We start from the raw sequence: 19,988 nt of genomic DNA on the forward strand, positions 1-19,988 counted from the left end.
GCTAGCTATTACCTGGTTCAGCAGCGGAGGATTCCACCGGCTGCCGCACTATGGTCAGATCTGCCGTTTCCCCACGCTCCAGCCGATTTCCCGCCTCGATGACCTGTTCCGGCATCAGCTCGTTCAGGCACTTGAGGTGGCCGAACTTGCAGGTGCGCTTGAAGCAGGGGCGGCACTCGATGTCGGTGTGGACGATCTCGACCCTGTCCGCCAGCGGTGGGGTATAGAGGGGCGAGGTGGAGCCGTAGACGCCGATCAGCGGTCGGTTGAGGGCGGCCGCCACGTGCATCAGGCCCGAGTCGTTGGCGATGACCCGACCGGCCAGCGCCATCAGATCGATCGCCTCGTGCAGGCTGGTCTTGCCCGCCAGCACGTGGCAGTTGGGGCGCGACAGGGGGTTGATCCGATCGCGGATGGTGTTGGCCACGTCCACGTCCTTGCCCGAACCGAAGATCCACACCTGCCATCCCTCGTCGAGGTGCTTTTGCGCCACCACGGCGTAGTGCCCCTCCGGCCAGCGTTTGGCCGGGCCGAACTCGGCCCCCGGACAGAGCACCAGCACAGGGCGGGCACGATTCAGGCCGAGCCGCTCCAGCGCCTTGCCCTGGTTGATGAGATCCACGTGCAGGGAGGGATGGGGAATAGCGGGAATGTCGTCCCGACTCTTCATCTGCCCCTTGGGGTAGGCCAGAGCCACATAGCCTTCCACCATCAGCGGGAAGGCCTGCTTGTTGCTGCGCATATCGTTGAGCAGACCGAAGCGGTGCTCCCCCTTCCAGCCTGTGCGCACCGGGATCCTGGCAAACCAGGGGATGAGGGCCGACTTCATGGAGTTGGGCTGGATGATGGCCTGATCGTACTGCTCCGTGGCCAACTGCTTGCCAAGGCGACGGCGTGCCCCCAGCTTGAAGTCACCGTGGCCAAGCGGCATGGGGATGGCCTTGTCCACCTCGGGCATCCGCTCCAGCAGCGCAACGCACCAGGTCGGCGCCATCACATGGAGCTCGCTGCCCGGGTGGTTGCTCTTGAGCGCCTTGTAGAGGCTCTGGGACATCACCATGTCGCCGACCCAGGAGGGGCCGATCACCAATATCTTCATCGCGCGTCTTCTCTCGGGACTGGCCCGGCTGTTGATCGTTACTGGGCGAGATTATGCCCCAAGAAAGGCCGAAGAAATAACAGAAGATACCCGTCTGCCCCCGCAAAACGCCTCCCTGGCAGGATCTGCTCCCCCGCGCATCCCTCCTGAGGCCCTCTTCCACCCGGACACGGCGTGCCCTGGGCCACAGACTGCCGGGTAGCAGAGATCCCCCTTCCCCCGCATTCAAAAGCGGGTCCACCGGGCCCTCGGGTCATGCCCCGCGCGGGGTTTTAGGCTAGAATGGGCGCCAATCCGAGCATGACCCGCCCGCCGGGCACCAACAAGAGTCCCTTGCCTGTGAAAAAACCGACCCTGGCGGCCGTCCTGATCGTCAAGAACGAAGCCGACAACCTCCGTGCCTGCCTCGCCTCCCTCGAAGGCCTGGCGGATGAAATCGTCATTCTCGACTCCGGCAGTCAGGATGACACCCCGGCCATCGCCGCCGAATTTGGCGCCCGCTTCTTCGTCAACACCACCTGGCCCGGTTTCGGCCGTCAGCGCCGCCTCGCCCAGTCCCATGTCCAGTCGGAGTGGGTGCTGTGGCTGGACGCGGACGAGCGGCTCACCCCGGAACTCAGGGAAGCCATCCAGGGGGTCATGGCCAACCCGGCCAGCGACACCATCTACTCCATCCCGCGCCTCTCCTGGGTGTTCGGCCGCTTCATCCGCCACAGCGGCTGGTACCCGGATCGGGTGCTGCGCCTCTACCCCAAGGCGCTGACCGGCTACAACGAGGCGCTGGTACACGAGAAGGTGGAGGTGCGCGCCAACATGAAGATCGTCAACCTGCAGGGCGACCTCCTCCACTACACCTACCGGGATCTGGAACACTACCTGGTCAAATCCGCCGGCTATGCCCGCGCATGGGCCGATCAGCGCACCGCCCGCGGCAAGAAGGGATCCCTCGGCCAGGGGCTGGTCCACGCCGTCGGCTGCTTCCTCAAGATGTACCTGCTCAAGGCCGGTTTCCTCGACGGCAAGCAGGGCCTGCTGCTGGCCATTCTCTCCGCCCACTCCACCTTCGTCAAATACGCCGATCTCTGGGTTCGCCAGCAGCTCCAGCAGCCGAAATAGGGCATCGCGCCTCAAACATCCCATTAATCACTCACCCCTTGTTCCAGCGGGACAAGGGGCAAACCCTATTGCCATGGAGCGGGCGCAGCCCTCGCGGGGCCGCTCACGGCGCAAACCCGGGCGCCACGGACGAAAACTGGCCGCTATAAGCCGAATGCATGGATATTGGCAACATGACCCGACTCCGGCTTATACCGACAGGTTTCCCCTGCCCGGGGCCCGGGCCGGCCCGTCAAGGGGGCTGTCGGGGACCACGTCCGGTAGGCTGGCCTGCCAGTAAGGCGCATCCCCATACAATACAGGGCCCTGCGGGGCCCTGTCTGTATGTTCTGTGTGCGCTCTCAGCGCTCGGCGCGCCAGAAGGGCTGCGCCCAGCGGGCGATCTCTGCCGCCATCGCCTTGGGATCGAGCTGGCTCATGTCCTCCGGGTGGTCGCTGTCTTCCGGCGGGCTGAAGGGCAGATGGCGCCCCTCGCCGTTGAGCGGCCGCCAGCGCAGCGGCGTTGCCGAACGGTGTGCCGGGAAGAAGCCGACGGTCGGCACGTCCATGGCCGCAGCGATGTGCAGGGGCCCCGTGCTGCCCGCCACGAACAGGGCGGCGTTGGCCATCACCTGGCAGAACTTCGGCAGCCCCTCGTCGGAGCGATAGATCCAGCCGTTGCCCCCATGGGCCAGCAGTTCGGCCGCCAACTGCTCCGCCTTCCCCTCCTCCCCCGGCCCTGCCGTCAACACGCACTGCAACTCGGGACAGGCCTGGTTGAGCTTGATGATGAGGCGCGAGTACTGCTCGATGGAGAGGTTGTTGGCCGAGCCGCCGCTGCCCGCATGCACCATCAGCCAGGGGCGGCTGGCGTCGAGCCTGAGACGGGCGGCGACCTGCTCGCGCACCTGCAGCAGGCTCTCGGGGTCGAAGCCGAGGTAGGGTCCTTGTGGCTCTACCACAGCCTGATGCTGATCGGCGAGGAAGCGGCGCACCAGATCCAGGTTGTATTCGTACTCCGGCTTCTGGGAGCGGGAGCGGCGCTGCACCAGGCGCTGGTTGTAGAGCACCTGGGCCAGCTTGGTGGCCGGGGCCAGCCGGTAGGGAATGTGCGCCTTCCACACCAGCTTGGCATTGCGGGTGTTGGAGAAGAGGCAGATGGAGGCATCGAAGGCGGCCGCCTTGATGCGCGCCAGCAGGGCGCGTTGCTGCTCCTTGTCGGCCCGGGCACCAGGATCCAGGATGATCTCGTCGATCCATGGGCAGAGGCGGGCCAGGGGCGCCGTGTAGGCGGGAACCAGGGCAGTCACATGACACTCCATGGAGCGCTTGAGCATGGCAAAGCTCGGCCACGCCAGCATGAAGTCACCAATCTTGTCATTGCGGACTACCAGAATACGTTTCATAAAAAATCCCTATGCTCCCTGTCACCAGCGAAGGAGGCTTGATGCGCGATGCGGGTATTCTTGCCTGATGCAGGGCGATTCTCAAGCGAAGACGCCACGGGGCTCCGATTTGTGCGACCCCGGCCGCCGATCAGCGCCAGAAATCCGCGCCATCCCGGTCGCGACAAACCGGCAACAGCCCCTATAATGCGACCAGTTTTCCGGTTTCAGGAATCAGCAGCATGACCAACAAGGTAATCTATCCCGGCACCTTCGACCCCATCACCAACGGCCATACCGATCTCATTGGCCGCGCCGCCAGACTGTTCGACGAGGTGGTGGTCGGGGTGGCCAACAGCCCGAGCAAACGGCCGCTGTTCGATCTCGAGGAGCGCGTTCAGCTGGCTCGGCAGGTGACGGCTCACCTGCCCAACGTCAAGGTGGTGGGCTTCTCAGGCCTGCTGGTGGATTTTGCCAGGGAGCAGCAGGCCAACGTGCTGATCCGCGGCCTGCGCGCCGTCTCCGACTTCGAATACGAGTTCCAGCTCGCCAACATGAACCGTCGCCTGATGCCCACCCTGGAGAGCGTCTTCCTCACCCCGGCGGAGGAGAACTCCTTCATCTCCTCCACCCTGGTGAAGGAGGTGGCGCTGCACGGAGGTGACATCCACCAGTTCGTCGACCCCCTGGTGGCTCAGGCCATCGCCGCCAGGCAGCAGCGCTAATCCCCTCCCCTGATGGGCAGAAACGAACAAGGGCTACCCGCGGGTAGCCCTTGTTGCATCAACGCACTGCACGCCTAGCTGCGGGCAAACTGCTGGCGGATCGCCAGCTCCAGCTGATCGAGCCACTCGTAACGGCGCCGGTACATGGCCCGCTTCTTGGAGGCGATCTCCTCCAGCGGCTTGCGCACCACGGGTTGCAGCCGCACGAAGTTGGCGTCCTGATCGAGGGCGCCAAACTCCTGCCACAGCTCGTCGTAGTCCGCCTGCAGGCAGGCTTTCTTCTTCTTGCTGTACCGTCTTGCCTGGAAGATGTGGGCCTTCATGCGCACCGCACAGACCCGGTGGGCCCCCATGGCCCCGGCCAGCGCCATCACCAGCATCACCACCAGCGACTTGGGCCTCAGACCCTGACCCGCCCGGGTCAATGCCCGCACCTGCTCCTGGGGCTGCTCGACACAGGGCTCTGGCCCCTGCACCGACCCGATCACCAGGGCCAGCTCCTGTTCGTTGCCCGCCAGGGAGAAGGCACAGCTGTAGAGTCGCTCCCCCCGCGCGTTGACGATGGAGAGCGCCAGCTCCGCCTCCCTGCGGAAGGTGCCGTCGTGACGCAGCACGATGCGCCAGCCGCCATCGGGATAATGGCCCAGCACTATCCCCTCCCCCAGATAGAGCGGGTCGATGAGCTCGGGGTACAGGCCCAGCAGCAGGCGGTAGTGATCCTCCACCATCTTGACCCGCTGGTTCACCGTCGAGCAGGCGAAGCGATAGGGGCGCATCGGCTTGTCGAGCAGCTCGGGGTGGCGGGCGGGAAGCGCCCGCAGGGGGGCGCTCTGGAACAGCTCGAATACCCGGTTCAACTGCGCACGGTAGAGCAGACTGCGCAGCAAAAACTTGCCGCGATTGAAGGTCTTGCGGGCGCTGTCTTCGGGATAGAGGAAGCAGGCCATATCGTGGGCACAATAGTGCCCCTGCCGGGATAAATGTTCCCAGTCTATTGATTTAGCTGTCATTTTATTACCTCGCAGCCTGAACTGGCGAGATAGTAGTCATGGGCTGACGCCGCTTCAACAGACCGGAAATACTCTCTTACAACTTGGCCGGTTCCGGCTCAAAAATCCCACTTTCAGCGTTGGCAGTGGGAGCAGAACACCGTGGTTCGCTGGCCCATCTTCACCTCGGTGAGCAGGGTGTGGCAGTGGAAACAGGGCTGGCCGCCACGGCCGTAAACCTGCAGCTGCTGGACGAAATAGCCCGGCTTGCCGTCGGCGCTGGTGAAATCCTTGAGGGTGGTGCCCCCCTGGCGAATGGCTTCGGCCAACACCCGCTTGATCTCGCTCACCAGGGTGCCCAGCCGCTCGGCGCTGATGTTGCCTGCCGCCCGCCTGGGATGAATGCCGGCGGCATAGAGCGCCTCGTTGGCGTAGATGTTGCCCACCCCGACCACCACGTGGTTGTCCATCAGGAACTGCTTGATGGCGGTGCTGCGCCCCTTCGCCCGCTCCCGCAGGTAATCGGCATGGAAGGCATCGGTGAGGGGTTCCGGCCCCAGCTTGGCGAGCAGGGCATGGGCCTCGGTCGGTTCGCGGGTCCACAGCAGGGCGCCAAAACGGCGCGGATCGTTGAGCCGCAGCAGCTTGCCGTTGGCCAGCTCGATATCCACATGATCGTGCTTCTCGGCCGGGGTGCCGATGTCCAGCACCCGCAGGCTGCCGGACATCCCGAGATGCAGGATGGCGGTGCCAAAGTCGGTCTCCAGCAACAGGTATTTGGCGCGGCGGCTGACGCGGTGGATGGTGAGATCCACCAGCTCCTGGATCTCGCCGGGCACGGGCCAGCGCAGGCGGCCGTCCCGCACCACCACGCGGGTCACCTTGATGCCGGTAAGCCAGGGGGAGATGCCCTGGCGGCTGACTTCGACTTCCGGTAATTCAGGCATGGGCGATCTCTCGTTCAGGGAATGGGACGCATCAGGTCACGGTATTGCGCCTGACTCAGGCTGAGCCAGGTCGAGGAGGGCAGCAGGGCGGCAAACTTGCCGTCGTCCTGATAGAGCCCGACTTCCACCGGATCGCTCTGTCCGGCGATCCAGATCTTGAGGGTCACCGGGGTGCCGCGCACGGGCTCGCCGGGGGGCAGCAGCCAGCCTTGCCACGCCTCGATGCGGGCCGCCAGCTGGGTGCTGCCAAGCCCCAGATCCGGCGCGCTGCGCCAGCCCTGGCCGATACGCTCTATCTGCCAGCTCGGTCCCTGCCAGGTCAGCACCACGGCACTCTCCGGCAACAGCGGACGCGCGCGTTTGGCACTGTTCTCCTGCTGGGCCTGCTCCAGCCGGTGCAACAGGGTAATGACGATCAACACGACCACGATGATCACGTTGTTCCAGCCTTTGCGGCTCAGTTTGAACATGGCTAGCCTCCCTTCGAATCGGCAGTGTACTGAATTCCAGCCATAAAAAAACCCGGCACGAGGCCGGGTTTTTGCAGCGAAACCAAGTAATTACTTGATTTTGCCTTCTTTGTAGATCACATGCTGACGAATCACGGGATCAAATTTCTTGATCTCCATTTTTTCGGGCATGGTGCGCTTGTTCTTGGTAGTGGTATAGAAGTGACCAGTACCGGCGCTGGAGTTCAGGCGAATCTTATCGCGAATACCTTTAGCCATGATCTAATTCCTTATACCTTAACGCCGCTGGCACGCAGTTCAGCCAGAACCACTTCAACGCCGCGCTTGTCGATGATACGCATGCCTTTTGCGGATACGCGCAGGCTCACGAAGCGTTTTTCACTCTCAACCCAGAAACGGTGAGTGTGCAGGTTCGGCAGGAAACGACGCTTGGTAGCGTTGTTAGCGTGCGAACGGTTGTTACCAACTGCCGGGCGCTTGCCGGTTACTTGGCATACTCTAGACATGTCAGTCTCTCCAAATCTTACTTCATTGCTCGAGCAAATATCTGCCCCGCTGGCCTTCGATTGCGGGGCAAACAGAAGGCGGCATTTTATACAGCATCCGTGATCAAAGATCAACTAATACAGTGCCAGAGCCCAGTCACAACCAACCACGCTCTGCGAAAGAAACCGTGATGCCATCACCGATCACCAGGTGATCAAGCACTCTGATATCGACCAGGGCCAGGGCGGCCAAGATCCGATCCGTGATCTGGCGGTCCGCCCGACTGGGCTCGGCCACGCCGGACGGGTGATTATGCGCCAGAATCACGGCGGCTGCATTATGTTTGAGCGCGATCTGCACGATTTCTCTGGGCCAGACGCTCGCCGAGTCGAGGGTGCCGTAAAAAAGTTCGACAAACCGGATGACCCTGTGCTGGTTGTCGAGCAGCAGCAGGGCGAACACCTCCCGCCCCCGATCCCGCAACTGGGCTTGCAGAAAGTCACGGGTGAGCCCTGGCGAGGTGAGCGCCTCTCCCCGTTGCAACTGTTCGGCCAGATGGCGCCGCCCCATCTCCAGCACCGCCTGCAACTGGGCATACTTGGCAGGTCCCAGCCCGTGAGCGCCACAAAAATCCTGCTGCTCGGCTCCCAGCAGTGCCCGCAGGGAACCAAACTGCTGCAACAACTGGCGGGAGAGGTCCACCGCACTCAACCCGCTGACCCCGGTGCGCAGGAAGATGGCCAGCAGTTCGGCATCGGAGAGCGTCGCCGCTCCTCGGCGCAGCAGCTTTTCCCTCGGGCGCTCCTCTTCCGGCCACTCCTTGATGCTCATTTGTCTCTCCCTACATGGCTATTGAGAGAAAACATAGCAAAGAATCCCGCGAGCCCGACCACAACTCCCCCATGTCAGCCTCTGTCGCCACCCATTGCCTGTGCTATCTTAGCCGACCAGTCAGAGTGAGCCGGAAGAGAAGCAGCAGATGAGATTGGCCGATAAACGCATCCTGTTGGGTGTCAGTGGCGGGATCGCCGCCTACAAGAGTGCCGAACTGGTACGTCGCCTGAAAGATCAGGGGGCCGAGGTGCGAGTGGTGATGACCCGCTCCGCCAAGGAGTTCATCACCCCGCTGACCCTGCAAGCCGTCTCAGGCCACCCGGTGGCCGACAGTCTGCTGGACCCGGCTGCCGAGGCGGGCATGGGCCACATCGAGCTGGCCAAGTGGGCCGATCTGGTGCTGATCGCCCCCGCCAGCGCCAATCTGATGGCCCGCATGGCCGCCGGCATGGCGGACGAGCTGCTCACCACCCTCTGCCTGGCCACCCCGGCGACTGTCGCCCTGGCGCCAGCCATGAACCAGCAGATGTACCGCAACGCCGCCACCCAGGCCAACCTCCAGACCCTCGCCGAACGCGGCATTCAGCTGTGGGGGCCGGATTCCGGCAGCCAGGCCTGCGGCGATGTGGGCCCGGGCCGGATGCTGGATCCCCTGGAACTGGTGGAACGCTGCTGCCAGCAGCTCGCCGCCGAGCCACTCCTGGCAGGCGTCAGGCTGCTGCTCACAGCCGGGCCGACCCGCGAGGCGCTGGATCCGGTGCGCTATATCAGCAACCACAGCTCCGGCAAGATGGGCTACGCCATCGCCCGCGCCGCGCGCGAAGCGGGCGCGGAGGTGACCCTGGTGAGCGGCCCGGTGGCACTGGCCACCCCGGCCGGCGTTACCCGCATCGATGTGGAGAGTGCCCTGCAGATGCACGAAGCGGTGATGAGCCGGGTCGGTGAGTGCGACCTCTTTATCGGCTGCGCTGCCGTCGCCGACTACCGTCCCGCCCAGGTGGCCGAGCAAAAGATCAAGAAGACCGGCGACAACGACCAAATGCAGCTGACCCTGGTCAAAAACCCCGACATCATCGCCGATGTGGGGGCGTTGTCAGACAAACCCTTCACCGTCGGATTTGCCGCCGAAACCGTGGATGTGGAACAATACGCCCTCGACAAACTTCGACGTAAGCGGCTGGACATGATCGCAGCCAACGATGTGTCCCGTGCAGGCCAGGGTTTCAATGCCGATGACAACGCCCTGACCGTCTTCTGGCAAGGGGGTCAAGCCGCCCTGCCCCTGGCCGATAAGCTGACGCTCGCCCGTCATCTTGTCGCCCTGATTGCACGCCATTATCGACCCTGAGCCCATTGAACATGCCGGGAGCCCCAGGCTCCTGCAGTACCACCCGATCGCCAGGCGATCCAATTGAAAAAGATTCATGACGACACAAATTGAACTGAAAATCCTGGATGCCCGCATCGGCACCGACTTCCCGCTGCCCGCTTACGCCACACCGGGCTCCGCTGGCATGGACTTGCGCGCCCTGCTGGATGCCCCGCTGACCCTGGCCCCGGGCGACACCACTCTGGTGCCGACCGGGCTGGCCATTCACATCCAGGATCCGGGTCTGTGCGCCACCATCCTGCCCCGCTCCGGCCTCGGCCATAAGCACGGCATCGTGCTGGGCAACCTGGTCGGCCTCATCGACTCCGACTACCAGGGTCAGTTGATGGTCTCGGTCTGGAACCGTGGCAACGACAGCTTCACCATGCAGCCTGGCGAGCGCATCGCCCAGCTGGTGATCCTGCCGGTGGTACAGGCCAGCTTCCAGTTGGTCGACGAATTCAATCAGAGTGAACGGGGTGAAGGCGGGTTTGGTTCTTCTGGTCGCCAATAACAAGACCACACGGCCCCCTGGGGCACGTGCCAAATAATAGAATCAAGCCATTGTTTTTTTAGGGGAATCCATGGCAAGCAGTAACCAGAAACAGAGTCGGCGCGATCAGATCCTGCAGGCACTCGCCCACATGCTGGAAACCAGCCCGGGCCAGCGCATCACCACGGCACGCCTCGCGGCCGAGGTGGGCGTGTCCGAGGCGGCCCTCTACCGGCATTTTCCCAGCAAGGCGAGGATGTTCGAGGGGCTGATCGACTTTATCGAGGATTCCCTGCTGTCACGGGTCAACCTGATCATGGCCGAAGAGAAGGACACCATGGCCCGCTGCCATCACATACTGCAGCTGCTGCTGGTGTTTGCCGAGCGCAACCCCGGCATCACCCGCATTCTCAATGGCGATGCCCTGCTGGGCGAACACGATCGGCTGCGGGATCGCATCAGCATTCTGTTCGACAAGCTGGAGACCCAGATCAAGCAGGTACTGCGCGAGAAACGGCTGCGGGAAGGCCAGGGCTTCCAGCTCGACGAGACCATGCTGGCCAACCTGCTGCTGGCCTATACCGAGGGCCGCATCAGCCAGTTCGTCCGCTCGGAGTTCAAAATCAAGCCCACCGCCGGGTTTGAAGATCAGTGGCAGTTTATCCGCAGCCAGCTGCTGCAAAGCTGAGCCAGCAGACCGCATCAACCAATGCACGTCTCTCCNNNNTTTGAAGATCAGTGGCAGTTTATCCGCAGCCAGCTGCTGCAAAGCTGAGCCAGCAGACCGCATCAACCAATGCACGTCCGCTCCGAGTTCACAATCAAGCCCACTGCCGGCTTTGAGGATCAGTGGCAGTTCATCCGCAGCCAGCTGCTGCAAAGCTGAGTGCGTACATTCGATGCGCTCCTGCGCCAGCAGGGTTGTGACAAAACGGGAGGCCTTGGCCTCCCTTGCTTTTTGTGGCACAAAAGAAAAGACAAGCACCAGATGCGACCCAGCTTGTCGCGCTCAAGTGTTAGATTCATCTGCCATAAATCTTCACACCAACAGGACATCCTATGGAACCCGAGATCATTACCGAAGCACAGACCTGGCTGACCAACAACCAGGGGCTGATCATCGAGTATGCGGTCAACATCGCCGCCGCCCTGATCACCCTGCTGGTCGGTTACATTGCAGCCAACCTTCTCAGCGGTGGCGTGGTCAAGGTGATGCAGACCCGCAAGCTGGACACCACCGTCACCCACTTCGTCGGCAGCATCCTCAAATACACCATCCTGGTGTTCGTGGTGATCGCCGCCCTGGGCCGGGTCGGGGTGCAGACCGCCTCCTTCGTCGCCATTATCGGTGCCGCCGGTCTGGCCATCGGTCTGGCGCTGCAGGGCTCTCTCTCCAACTTTGCCGCCGGTTTCCTGCTCATCATCTTCCGCCCCATCAAGGCAGGGGAATTTATCGAGGTGGCAGGCACCAATGGCGTTGTGCAATCGGTCCAGCTCTTCACCACCACCCTCACCTCCGGTGACAACAAGATGGTGGTAGTGCCGAACTCCGCCATCCTCAACGGCACCATCGTCAACTACTCGCGCATGGATACCCGCCGCGTCGACATGACCTTCGGCATCGGCTACGGCTCGGATCTCCGCAAGGCCAAACAGATCCTGGAGCGGCTGGTGAGCGAAGAGCCCCGCATCCTGAAGGAGCCGGCAGCCACCATTGCCGTTGCCGCGCTGGCCGACTCCTCAGTCAACATCGTGGTGCGTCCCTGGGTCAAGACCGGTGATTACTGGGGTGTCTGGTTCGACTTCCACGAGAAGGTGAAGCTCACCTTCGACGCCGAGGGCATCGAGATCCCCTTCCCCCAGCGTGTGGTCCACATGCAGAAGACGGCGGATTGATCCTCGGTGTGCGTTCTCCAGTGCCAGCCTTCGGGCTGGCACTGTCGTTTCTGCCTTGCTGTGACATGAAAAAAACCGGCCACAGGCCGGTCTTGCGCACCAGATAGCACTGCGTTCTCACCCCAGCCGACGTGCGACCCGGTTGAGCAGGGGCTGCATCAGCACATAGCCCCCCAGCACGGCTCCGATCACCGCCAACACGCGGATCTCCAGCGTCGGCGCCGCATTGGCCAGCGTCAGGGTCAGCAAACCGATGAGGCCGGTGGCGATCAGGCTCAGGGCAAACAGGGATAACAGGGCTTTCATCTCGATCTCCTCATTCCACACCATTGATTCCATACCTTGGCCATCCCTGGGAGATCTCGTCCATTCGGCTCATATGGTAGCCAGCGTCTGTTGTCCACCATTTGCGCCTGCTCAAAAAACCGTCCGATGAGCGTCTGTTGAATACCCTTTGATCTGTCACGCCAGCTTTCCAGAGCCACGGCCGCGCTCCCCTTGAAATGAAAGCCTTTTCAACCCGAACAAGCATGCGCAAACGCAAGATCCCGGGGTACTGGGTGACTCATAATCGCACTGTTTTGGTTGTACACTCCCTCGTTGCAGACAATTGGTAATGCTCTGTTACACGGGGCGCACGGAGTGCCCGGTATAATGCTCGCATAATAAGGTTTGGCGGGAGCCTTGCCTGCAAGGTTCAAACACAACTTGGAAGACTGATAATCCTATGAAAAATATCAATCCAACCCGGACCCAGGCCTGGCAGGCACTGGAAGCCCATTTTGCAGCCAACAAGGAGATGCGTCTCAAGGATCTGTTCGCACAGGATCCCAAGCGTTTTGACAAGTTCTCCCTCACCTTCGGTGGCGACATCCTGGTCGACTACTCCAAGAATCTGATCACCGAAGAGACCCTCAAGCTGCTGGTGAACCTGGCTGGCGAGACCGATCTGCGCAGCGCCATCGACGCCATGTTCAACGGCGACAAGATCAACATGACCGAAGGACGCGCCGTACTGCACACCGCCCTGCGCAACCGCTCCGACCGTCCCATCGAGGTTGACGGCAAGGACGTGATGCCGGAAGTGAACGCCGTACTGGCCAAGATGAAGGGCTTCTGCGAGAAGGTCATCAGTGGCGAGTGGAAGGGCTATACCGGCAAGGCCATCCAGCACGTGGTCAACATCGGCATTGGTGGCTCCGATCTGGGCCCCGTCATGATCACCGAGGCCCTGCGCCCCTACAAGAATCACCTGGAGATGCACTTCGTCTCCAACGTCGACGGCACCCACATCGCCGAGACGCTCAAGAAGATCGATCCGGAAACCACCCTGTTCCTGGTGGCCTCAAAGACCTTCACCACCCAGGAGACCATGACCAACGCCCTGACCGCCCGCGACTGGTTCCTCGGTCACGCCGGCGACAAGGCTCACGTGGCCAAGCACTTCGCCGCCCTGTCTACCAACGGCAAGGCCGTGGCCGAGTTCGGCATCGACACCGACAACATGTTCGAGTTCTGGGACTGGGTCGGCGGCCGTTACTCCTCCTGGTCCGCCATCGGCATGCCCATCGCCCTCTCCCTCGGCTTCGAGCACTTCGAGGCCCTGCTGCAAGGCGCCTTCGAGATGGACATGCACTTCGCCACTGCCGCCTATGAACAGAACGTGCCCGTACTGCTGGCCCTGATCGGCCTGTGGTACAACAACTTCCATGGTGCCGAGTCCGAAGCCATCCTGCCGTACGATCAGTACATGCATCGCTTCCCTGCCTACTTCCAGCAAGGCAACATGGAGTCCAACGGCAAGTACGTGGATCGCGACGGCCATCCGGTGGACTACCAGACCGGTCCCATCATCTGGGGTGAGCCGGGTACCAACGGCCAGCACGCCTTCTACCAGCTGATCCATCAGGGCACCAAGCTGATCCCCTGCGACTTCCTGGCGCCGGCCATCAGCCATAACCCCATCGGTGACCACCATCCGAAGCTCCTGGCCAACTTCTTCGCCCAGACCGAAGCCCTGGCCTTCGGCAAGAGCAAGGAAGCGGTGGAGGCCGAGTTCCTGGCCGCCGGCAAGACGCTGGAGCAAGTCAAGGATCTGGTGCCGTTCAAGGTGTTCGAAGGCAACCGCCCGACCAACTCCATCCTGTTCAAGCAGCTGACCCCGAAAACCCTCGGCTCCCTGATCGCCATGTACGAGCACAAGATCTTCGTACAGGGCGCAATCTGGAACATCTTCTCCTTCGACCAGTGGGGTGTGGAGCTGGGCAAACAGCTGGCCAACAAGATCCTGCCGGAGCTGGGCACCGATGAGGCCGTCACCAGCCACGACGGCTCCACCAACGGCCTGATCAACACCTGGAAAGCCTGGAAGGCCTGATTGCTCCCGCCCTCCAGAATGCAAAAGCCCCGCTCGATGAGCGGGGCTTTTTTATAGGCTTCAATTTGTCTGTTTGCATCATCCGGACGACAGGCCAGGTGTCTAAGCCAGCCAGTAACGGGGATCGTCATCCCCGCCCCTTCCGATGCCGCTCAGCGAAGGCTTAACCGCCGACGGCAATACGCTTCATGTCCTTCATGTAACCACGCAGGGTCTGGCCGATCTTCTCGATCGGGTGGTTGCGGGTCGCTTCGTTGGCAGCCAGCAAGGCCAGGTTGTCCACCGCCTTGCTCTCGGCACGGGCACTGCCCAGGTCCCCTGCTTGCAGAGTCGGCATGAAGTGCTCGCGCAGCAGCGGCACGGCGGCGTTGGCGAACAGGTAGTTGCCGTACTCCGCGGTATCGGAGATGACCACGTTCATTTCGTACAGACGCTTGCGGGCGACGGTGTTGGCGATCAGCGGCAGCTCGTGCAGAGACTCGTAGTAGGCGGACTCTTCATAGATGCCGGAGGCCACCATGGTTTCGAACGCCAGCTCGACACCCGCCTTGACCATGGCCACCATGACCACGCCATTGTCGAAGTACTCCTGCTCGGCGATCTTGCCGGCATAGGCAGGGGCATTCTCGAAGGCGGACTTGCCGGTCTCTTCGCGCCAGCCGAACAGCTTGGCATCGTCTTCGGCCCAGTCAGCCATCATGCCGCGGGAGAACTCGCCGGCGATGATGTCATCCATGTGCTTCTCGAACAGCGGACGCATCAGGGTGCGCAGTTGCTCGGAGAGCTCGAAGGCACGCAGCTTGGCCGGGTTGGAGAGACGGTCCATCATCAGGCTGATGCCGCCCTGCTTCAGGGCCTCGGTGATGGTCTCCCAGCCGAACTGGATCAGCTTGCCGGCATAGGCCGGGTCGGTGCCCTCGGCAACCAGCTTGTCGTAGCAGAGCAGGGAACCGGCCTGCAGCATGCCGCACAGAATGGTCTGCTCGCCCATCAGGTCGGATTTCACTTCCGCGACGAAGGAAGATTCCAGCACGCCGGCACGGTCGCCACCGGTAGCAGAGGCCCACGCCTTGGCGATGGCCATGCCCTCACCCTGGGGATCGTTCTCCGGGTGCACGGCGATCAGGGTCGGTACGCCGAAGCCGCGCTTGTACTCTTCACGCACTTCGGTACCCGGGCACTTGGGCGCCACCATCACGACGGTGATGTCGGAACGGATCTGCTGACCCTCTTCCACCACGTTGAAACCGTGGGAGTAGCCCAGAGCGGCGCCCTGCTTCATCAGCGGCATCACGGTTTTGACGACGTCGGAGTGCTGCTTGTCCGGAGTCAGGTTCAGCACCAGATCGGCGGTCGGGATCAGCTCTTCATAGGTGCCGACCACGAAGCCGTTGTCGGTGGCCTTCTGCCAGGAGGCGCGCTTCTCGGTGATAGCGGCCTTGCGCAGGGCGTAGGAGATGTCCAGCCCGGAGTCGCGCATGTTCAGACCCTGGTTCAAGCCCTGGGCGCCACAGCCCACAATCACCACCTTCTTGCCCTTCAGCACGTTGCAGCCGTCCGCGAACTCTTCGCGCTGCATGAAACGACACTTGCCCAGTTGGGCCAACTGCTGACGCAGGTTCAAGGTGTTGAAATAGTTAGCCATGGTGATTGCTCCGTTCGATTGATTCCATGCCGGATAGCGGCGTTGTCGAAACCACTATAGCGCGGGACACTTATTGCCTGAACTGATATATTCGAAATAGTACGTTGCAGGAATTGAAATATGATTTCCCGCAATCTCCCACCGCCGAGCCATCGTGCTACAGGGAGCCTGACAACGCCGCAGGAATAAAAAGATGGACCTTCGCAATCTCGAACTGTTTCTCCACCTCGCCGACTCCCTCCACTTCGGCAAAAGCGCCGATGCCATGGCGGTCAGCCCCTCCACCCTGAGCCGCGCCATCCAGCGACTGGAACAGGAGACCGGCTGCGTGCTGTTCGAGCGGGACAACCGCTCGGTGCGGCTCACCCCTGCTGGTGACAAGCTGCGGGAGTTTGGCGGTGCCTTGCTGCAGGAGTGGCGCCAACTCAAACAGGAGCTCAAGCGCAGCGACGAGCCGCTGCAAGGGCGGCTGCGGGTGTTCTGTTCGGTTACCGCCAGCTACTTTCTGCTGCCCGAGGTACTGGAACGCTTTCGTCGCCGTTATCCCCAGCTGGAGATCAAGCTGGAGACCGGCGACCCGGCACTGGCAGTGGACAAGATCCTGGCCGACGAAGCCGATCTCGCCATCGCAGCGAGGCCGGATGCGCTCTCGTCCAAGCTGGAATTCGCCAGCCTGCAACAAGTCCCTCTGGTGTTCATCGCCCCCCGCAATGCCCCCCAGCAGGGTCAGTGGTTCCCCCAGGGCGAACCTGACTGGGAGCGCCTGCCGCTGATCCTCTCCGAACAGGGGCTGGCCCGAAAGCGCTGTGATCAATGGTTTCGCAACAAGGGGATAGCTCCCAACATCTATGCAGAAGTGGCGGGCAACGAGGGCATCGTCGCCATGGTGGCCCTCGGCTTCGGTGTGGGTGTCGTGCCTGCCGCCGTCATCGATCACAGCCCCATGGGGGAGAAGGTGCGTGTGGTCGAGCCCAAACCGGCGCTCAAGGCGTTCGACGTCGGCATCGCCGTGCTCAAGAAGCGGCTGGAAGAGCCGCTGATCCGCGCCTTCTGGGACACCGCACGCGGCCAGGGAGGCCTTCGCTGATCCGGCAGGCGTCGGAGCCACAGTGAGTGTCAAATGTATCAGTATGAAAGTGGGGGAGAAGAGGGGACACTGGCCGGCACCATCCAGCCACCATCAAGGAATAGAGCGTGAGCCAGCATCTTGTCGAAATCCGCAGTGCCATCCTGTTCGCAGAATATCTGCAAAGCTTGGGGGTCCAGCGCCATGAACTCGATCGGGAGCAGGAGATCTATCTCCAGGACAGGCACCTCGCCACGGTCCAATGCATTCAGGGAGAGCTGCGCTTTTATCTGCGCGCCAGCGCACTGGCCAGATCGTGATCCGCAATCGGTCACAGAACCCGCACGCAAAGCGTATTAGACTGGCACCATCCGCCCCCCTCGCCCCGGGGGCCACCACGAGGAGTGCCCATGAAACAAAGCGGTCTGGATCGGCTCTTCAAACCTCACTCGATCGCCGTCATCGGCGCCTCCAGTGATCCGCAGAAAGCAGGCCATGTGGTCATCCGGCACCTGCTGGCGGGTCAGTTCCAGGGCCCTATACTACCCGTAGCCCCCCGCAGCCAGGCCATCGCTGGCGTGCTCGCCTATCCGGACATAGAGAGCCTTCCCCTCTCCCCCGATCTCGCCATCGTCTGCACCCGACGCGAACGGGTACTGCCGCTCATCGAGGAGCTCGGCAAGAAAGGAACCGGAGCCGCCATCATACTGGCCGCCCAGTTCTCCACTGACGAGCGCCTGCGGCTCAAGCATCTGTGCCAGCAATACGGCATCCGGCTGCTCGGCCCCAACAGCATGGGCATGCTGCTCCCCGGGCAGGGTATCAACGCCAGCTTTTCCCCCATTGCAGCGACTCCGGGACAGGTGGCGTTTCTCTCCCAGTCGGCAGCGGTCAGCACCACCATCCTGGATTGGGCCAAGCAGCGCGAAATCGGCTTCTCGGCCTTCATCTCCCTGGGCGATCATTGCGACATCGACTTTGGCCAACTGCTGGATCAGCTCTCCCGGGACGGGACGACCCGCGCCATCCTGATCTACATGGACAAGCTGCACGATGCCAGGCACTTTCTCTCCGCCGCCCGTGCCGCCTCGCGCAACAAACCCATCCTGATCCTCAAGAGCGGTCGGCACGACCCGGCCAACGGTCTCGACAATGTCTATGATGCCGCCATCCGCCGGGCTGGCATGCTGCGCGTCCGGGATACCCACGAACTGTTTGCTACTGTCGAGACCCTGAGCCACTCCCTGACCCTCAAGGGGGAGCGGCTCGCCATCCTCTCCAACGGGCGCGGCCTCGCCAACATGGCCGCAGACGTACTGCTGTCTCGGGGAGGCAAGCTGGCGATGCCACCCCTCGACATCGGCAGCGATGCAGATATCGAGGCCTACAAGAGTACACTCGAGACGCTGCTCCAAGGGGACAGTGCCGATGCCATCCTGCTGATCCATGCACCGTCCCTCACCGCCCGAGGTGTCACCCTCGCCAGCAGCCTGATCGACTTCATCAAGCAGCATCCCAGGGCCAGACGATTCAACATCCTGACCAACTGGGCAGGCGAATACTCCGCCCAGGAGGGGAGACGCCTGTTCAACGAGGCGGGCATCCCGACCTATCGCACCCCGGAAAGCGCCGTCACGGCCTTCATGCACATGGTGGAATATCGCCGCAACCAGAAGCAGTTGATGGAAACACCAGCCTCCCTGCAGGGCGACAGGCTCGATGTCGAGCGCTGCCAGCAGCTCCTTGGGCAAGCGCTGGACCGTCAACAGCGGGTACTGGATACCCACCTGGCCCACCCCATCTTGCAGGCAGCCGGGCTATCCACCCTCGCGACCTGGATCGTTTCCGATGCCATCGAGGCCGCACTGACTGCAGAACAGATCGGCTACCCCGTAGCGGTGAAGCTGCGATCTCCCGACATCACCCACAAATCCGATGTACACGGTGTCATGCTGAACCTGCGCACCTCGGCGGAAGTCGCCCAGGCGGCGGATGCCATTCTGGACAGGGTACGTCAGCACGATCCTGGCGCCCGCATAGAAGGGCTTCTGGTACAACGCATGGCACGCCGCAGTGGGGGTCTGGAGCTGCGGATCCGCTTGCAACAGGATCCGGTCTTCGGCCCCGTCATCCTGCTCGGGGAATCCGGTGCCGAGCCCCGCGAGATGGTCGCGGCACTCCCTCCCCTCAACCAGGCACTGGCTCGCTACCAGATCATTGGTGCCCTCAAGGATGGCAAGATCCGCGAGCAGGCCAGTCCGGTACGGCTCGATATCGACGCCCTCGGCCAGGTGCTGTGCCAGCTCTCCGAGCTGCTGCTGGCCTTCCCCGAGATACAAGAACTGGATCTGCACCCGCTGCAGGCCTGTGGCGAAGAGATGGTGATCCTGGATGCCCGGCTCGTCTTGGCAGAGCGAGGACAACAAGTGCTGCCACTGGCCATTCGCCCCTATCCCACCGAGCTGGAAGAGGGTGCCTGGCTGAAAGATCAGAGTCATGTGCTGCTGCGCCCCATCCGCCCCGAAGACGAGCCGGCCCACAAGCAGTTCGTGCGGCAGGTGTCTGATGAAGACAGGTACAAACGCTTTTTCGCCGACGTGGGGGAGCTGGGACATGAGGAGCTGGCCCGCATGACCCAGATCGATTATGACCGGGAAATGGCCTTCGTCGCCGTGGGTCAGGACGGCCCTTTCAGCCAGCAGATCCTGGGAGTGGTGCGAGCCATTGCCAGCCCGGATCAATCGGATGCGGAGTTTGCCATCCTGGTCCGCTCGGACTTGAAAGGGCTCGGACTCGGCAAGTTGATGATGGAAAAGATCGTGCGCTATGCCAGAGAGCGTGGCATAGGCCAGCTCTCTGGCATGACCATGCCCAGCAATCGCGGCATGATCAATCTGGCCAAACGGCTCGGTTTCAAGATCGATATTCAGCTGGAAGATGGGATAGTCAACATGGAGCTGCCCTGCGCTGATCAGGTTGTATAACGATACAATCGTGGTGGTAAATCAACCAGATATGGATGGATAACGTGAATTTCAGGCAATAAAAAACCCCGCTCGAGTGAGCGGGGTTTCTTGTATTGGGTGCCTGGCAGTGTCCTACTCTCGCATGG

The 19,988-nt window shown here is 62.2% G+C and carries 20 protein-coding genes and 1 pseudogene; 11 read left to right on the plus strand and 10 right to left on the minus strand.

Annotated features, from left to right (window positions below):
- Position 1: 1 nt before the first annotated feature.
- The gene (gene waaF, locus PG892_RS03290) at positions 2-1,099 is read right to left on the minus strand and encodes a lipopolysaccharide heptosyltransferase II (RefSeq protein WP_113977646.1); all 1,098 of its coding nucleotides are present in this window, start codon (positions 1,097-1,099) and stop codon (positions 2-4) included.
- 339 nt (positions 1,100-1,438) lie between these two features.
- Between waaF and PG892_RS03295 the strand changes: the two genes are divergently transcribed.
- Complete coding sequence (locus PG892_RS03295) at positions 1,439-2,215, plus strand: glycosyltransferase family 2 protein (RefSeq protein WP_113977698.1); 777 nt, start codon at positions 1,439-1,441, stop codon at positions 2,213-2,215.
- Positions 2,216-2,556: 341 nt separating this feature from the next.
- On the opposite strand, the gene PG892_RS03300 is transcribed toward PG892_RS03295, so the two are convergent.
- Positions 2,557-3,600, minus strand: a complete 1,044-nt coding sequence (locus PG892_RS03300) for a glycosyltransferase family 9 protein (RefSeq protein ID WP_109112307.1) — start codon at positions 3,598-3,600, stop codon at positions 2,557-2,559.
- Between the two features lie 221 nt (positions 3,601-3,821).
- Between PG892_RS03300 and coaD the strand changes: the two genes are divergently transcribed.
- A complete protein-coding gene (gene coaD / locus PG892_RS03305; RefSeq protein WP_010676110.1) occupies positions 3,822-4,304 on the plus strand; it encodes a pantetheine-phosphate adenylyltransferase in 483 nt (160 codons plus the stop codon).
- 74 nt (positions 4,305-4,378) lie between these two features.
- Here the strand turns inward: coaD and PG892_RS03310 are convergent, their stop codons facing one another.
- From PG892_RS03310 to radC, 6 genes are all read right to left on the minus strand, one after another.
- Positions 4,379-5,251, minus strand: coding sequence for a VirK/YbjX family protein (locus tag PG892_RS03310; protein WP_109112306.1), 873 nt, complete (start codon positions 5,249-5,251; stop codon positions 4,379-4,381).
- A 176-nt stretch (positions 5,252-5,427) separates the two neighbouring features.
- Entirely contained in the window at positions 5,428-6,240 is an 813-nt protein-coding gene (mutM, locus tag PG892_RS03315; protein ID WP_113977645.1) for a bifunctional DNA-formamidopyrimidine glycosylase/DNA-(apurinic or apyrimidinic site) lyase, read from the minus strand.
- Between the two features lie 14 nt (positions 6,241-6,254).
- Entirely contained in the window at positions 6,255-6,710 is a 456-nt protein-coding gene (locus PG892_RS03320; protein ID WP_041212007.1) for a hypothetical protein, read from the minus strand.
- Positions 6,711-6,800: 90 nt separating this feature from the next.
- On the minus strand, positions 6,801-6,968 hold the full coding sequence (gene rpmG / locus PG892_RS03325; RefSeq protein ID WP_005323752.1) for a 50S ribosomal protein L33: 168 nt from the start codon (positions 6,966-6,968) through the stop codon (positions 6,801-6,803).
- Positions 6,969-6,979: 11 nt separating this feature from the next.
- A complete protein-coding gene (gene rpmB / locus PG892_RS03330) occupies positions 6,980-7,216 on the minus strand; it encodes a 50S ribosomal protein L28 (RefSeq protein WP_005307492.1) in 237 nt (78 codons plus the stop codon).
- A gap of 136 nt (positions 7,217-7,352) precedes the next feature.
- On the minus strand, positions 7,353-8,027 hold the full coding sequence (gene radC, locus PG892_RS03335; RefSeq protein ID WP_039040991.1) for a RadC family protein: 675 nt from the start codon (positions 8,025-8,027) through the stop codon (positions 7,353-7,355).
- 148 nt (positions 8,028-8,175) lie between these two features.
- On the opposite strand from radC, the gene coaBC reads away from it, so the two are divergent.
- The 5 genes and pseudogenes from coaBC to PG892_RS03360 all read left to right on the plus strand — a co-directional run bounded on the left by coaBC (position 8,176) and on the right by PG892_RS03360 (position 11,788).
- Positions 8,176-9,378, plus strand: a complete 1,203-nt coding sequence (coaBC, locus tag PG892_RS03340; RefSeq protein ID WP_042879081.1) for a bifunctional phosphopantothenoylcysteine decarboxylase/phosphopantothenate--cysteine ligase CoaBC — start codon at positions 8,176-8,178, stop codon at positions 9,376-9,378.
- A gap of 76 nt (positions 9,379-9,454) precedes the next feature.
- The gene (gene dut / locus PG892_RS03345) at positions 9,455-9,913 is read left to right on the plus strand and encodes a dUTP diphosphatase (protein WP_010676116.1); all 459 of its coding nucleotides are present in this window, start codon (positions 9,455-9,457) and stop codon (positions 9,911-9,913) included.
- Between the two features lie 70 nt (positions 9,914-9,983).
- A complete protein-coding gene (gene slmA, locus PG892_RS03350) occupies positions 9,984-10,580 on the plus strand; it encodes a nucleoid occlusion factor SlmA (protein WP_010676117.1) in 597 nt (198 codons plus the stop codon).
- Positions 10,581-10,694: 114 nt separating this feature from the next.
- Positions 10,695-10,778: pseudogene (locus PG892_RS03355) on the plus strand (nucleoid occlusion factor SlmA); the annotation flags it as partial.
- Positions 10,779-10,951: 173 nt separating this feature from the next.
- Positions 10,952-11,788 carry a mechanosensitive ion channel domain-containing protein gene (locus PG892_RS03360; RefSeq protein WP_039040993.1) on the plus strand — a complete coding sequence of 279 codons (837 nt, stop codon included), beginning with the start codon at positions 10,952-10,954 and terminating at the stop codon, positions 11,786-11,788.
- A 117-nt stretch (positions 11,789-11,905) separates the two neighbouring features.
- Here the strand turns inward: PG892_RS03360 and PG892_RS03365 are convergent, their stop codons facing one another.
- The gene (locus PG892_RS03365) at positions 11,906-12,094 is read right to left on the minus strand and encodes a hypothetical protein (RefSeq protein ID WP_029314882.1); all 189 of its coding nucleotides are present in this window, start codon (positions 12,092-12,094) and stop codon (positions 11,906-11,908) included.
- A gap of 421 nt (positions 12,095-12,515) precedes the next feature.
- On the opposite strand from PG892_RS03365, the gene pgi reads away from it, so the two are divergent.
- Positions 12,516-14,165, plus strand: a complete 1,650-nt coding sequence (pgi, locus tag PG892_RS03370; protein WP_201873054.1) for a glucose-6-phosphate isomerase — start codon at positions 12,516-12,518, stop codon at positions 14,163-14,165.
- 163 nt (positions 14,166-14,328) lie between these two features.
- Here pgi and ilvC read toward each other — a convergent pair whose 3' ends face one another.
- Positions 14,329-15,810, minus strand: coding sequence for a ketol-acid reductoisomerase (ilvC, locus tag PG892_RS03375; protein ID WP_039041087.1), 1,482 nt, complete (start codon positions 15,808-15,810; stop codon positions 14,329-14,331).
- A gap of 193 nt (positions 15,811-16,003) precedes the next feature.
- On the opposite strand from ilvC, the gene ilvY reads away from it, so the two are divergent.
- From ilvY to PG892_RS03390, 3 genes are all read left to right on the plus strand, one after another.
- On the plus strand, positions 16,004-16,897 hold the full coding sequence (gene ilvY / locus PG892_RS03380; protein WP_052816527.1) for an HTH-type transcriptional activator IlvY: 894 nt from the start codon (positions 16,004-16,006) through the stop codon (positions 16,895-16,897).
- Positions 16,898-17,004: 107 nt separating this feature from the next.
- Positions 17,005-17,196 (plus strand): hypothetical protein, encoded by a 192-nt coding sequence (locus PG892_RS03385; protein ID WP_010676124.1) that lies wholly within the window; start codon positions 17,005-17,007, stop codon positions 17,194-17,196.
- A 90-nt stretch (positions 17,197-17,286) separates the two neighbouring features.
- Positions 17,287-19,860, plus strand: coding sequence for a bifunctional acetate--CoA ligase family protein/GNAT family N-acetyltransferase (locus PG892_RS03390; RefSeq protein ID WP_210557235.1), 2,574 nt, complete (start codon positions 17,287-17,289; stop codon positions 19,858-19,860).
- Positions 19,861-19,988: the final 128 nt, after the last annotated feature.

The organism is Aeromonas sp. QDB68, assembly GCF_027707405.1.
GTDB classification, from domain to species: domain Bacteria; phylum Pseudomonadota; class Gammaproteobacteria; order Enterobacterales; family Aeromonadaceae; genus Aeromonas; species Aeromonas caviae.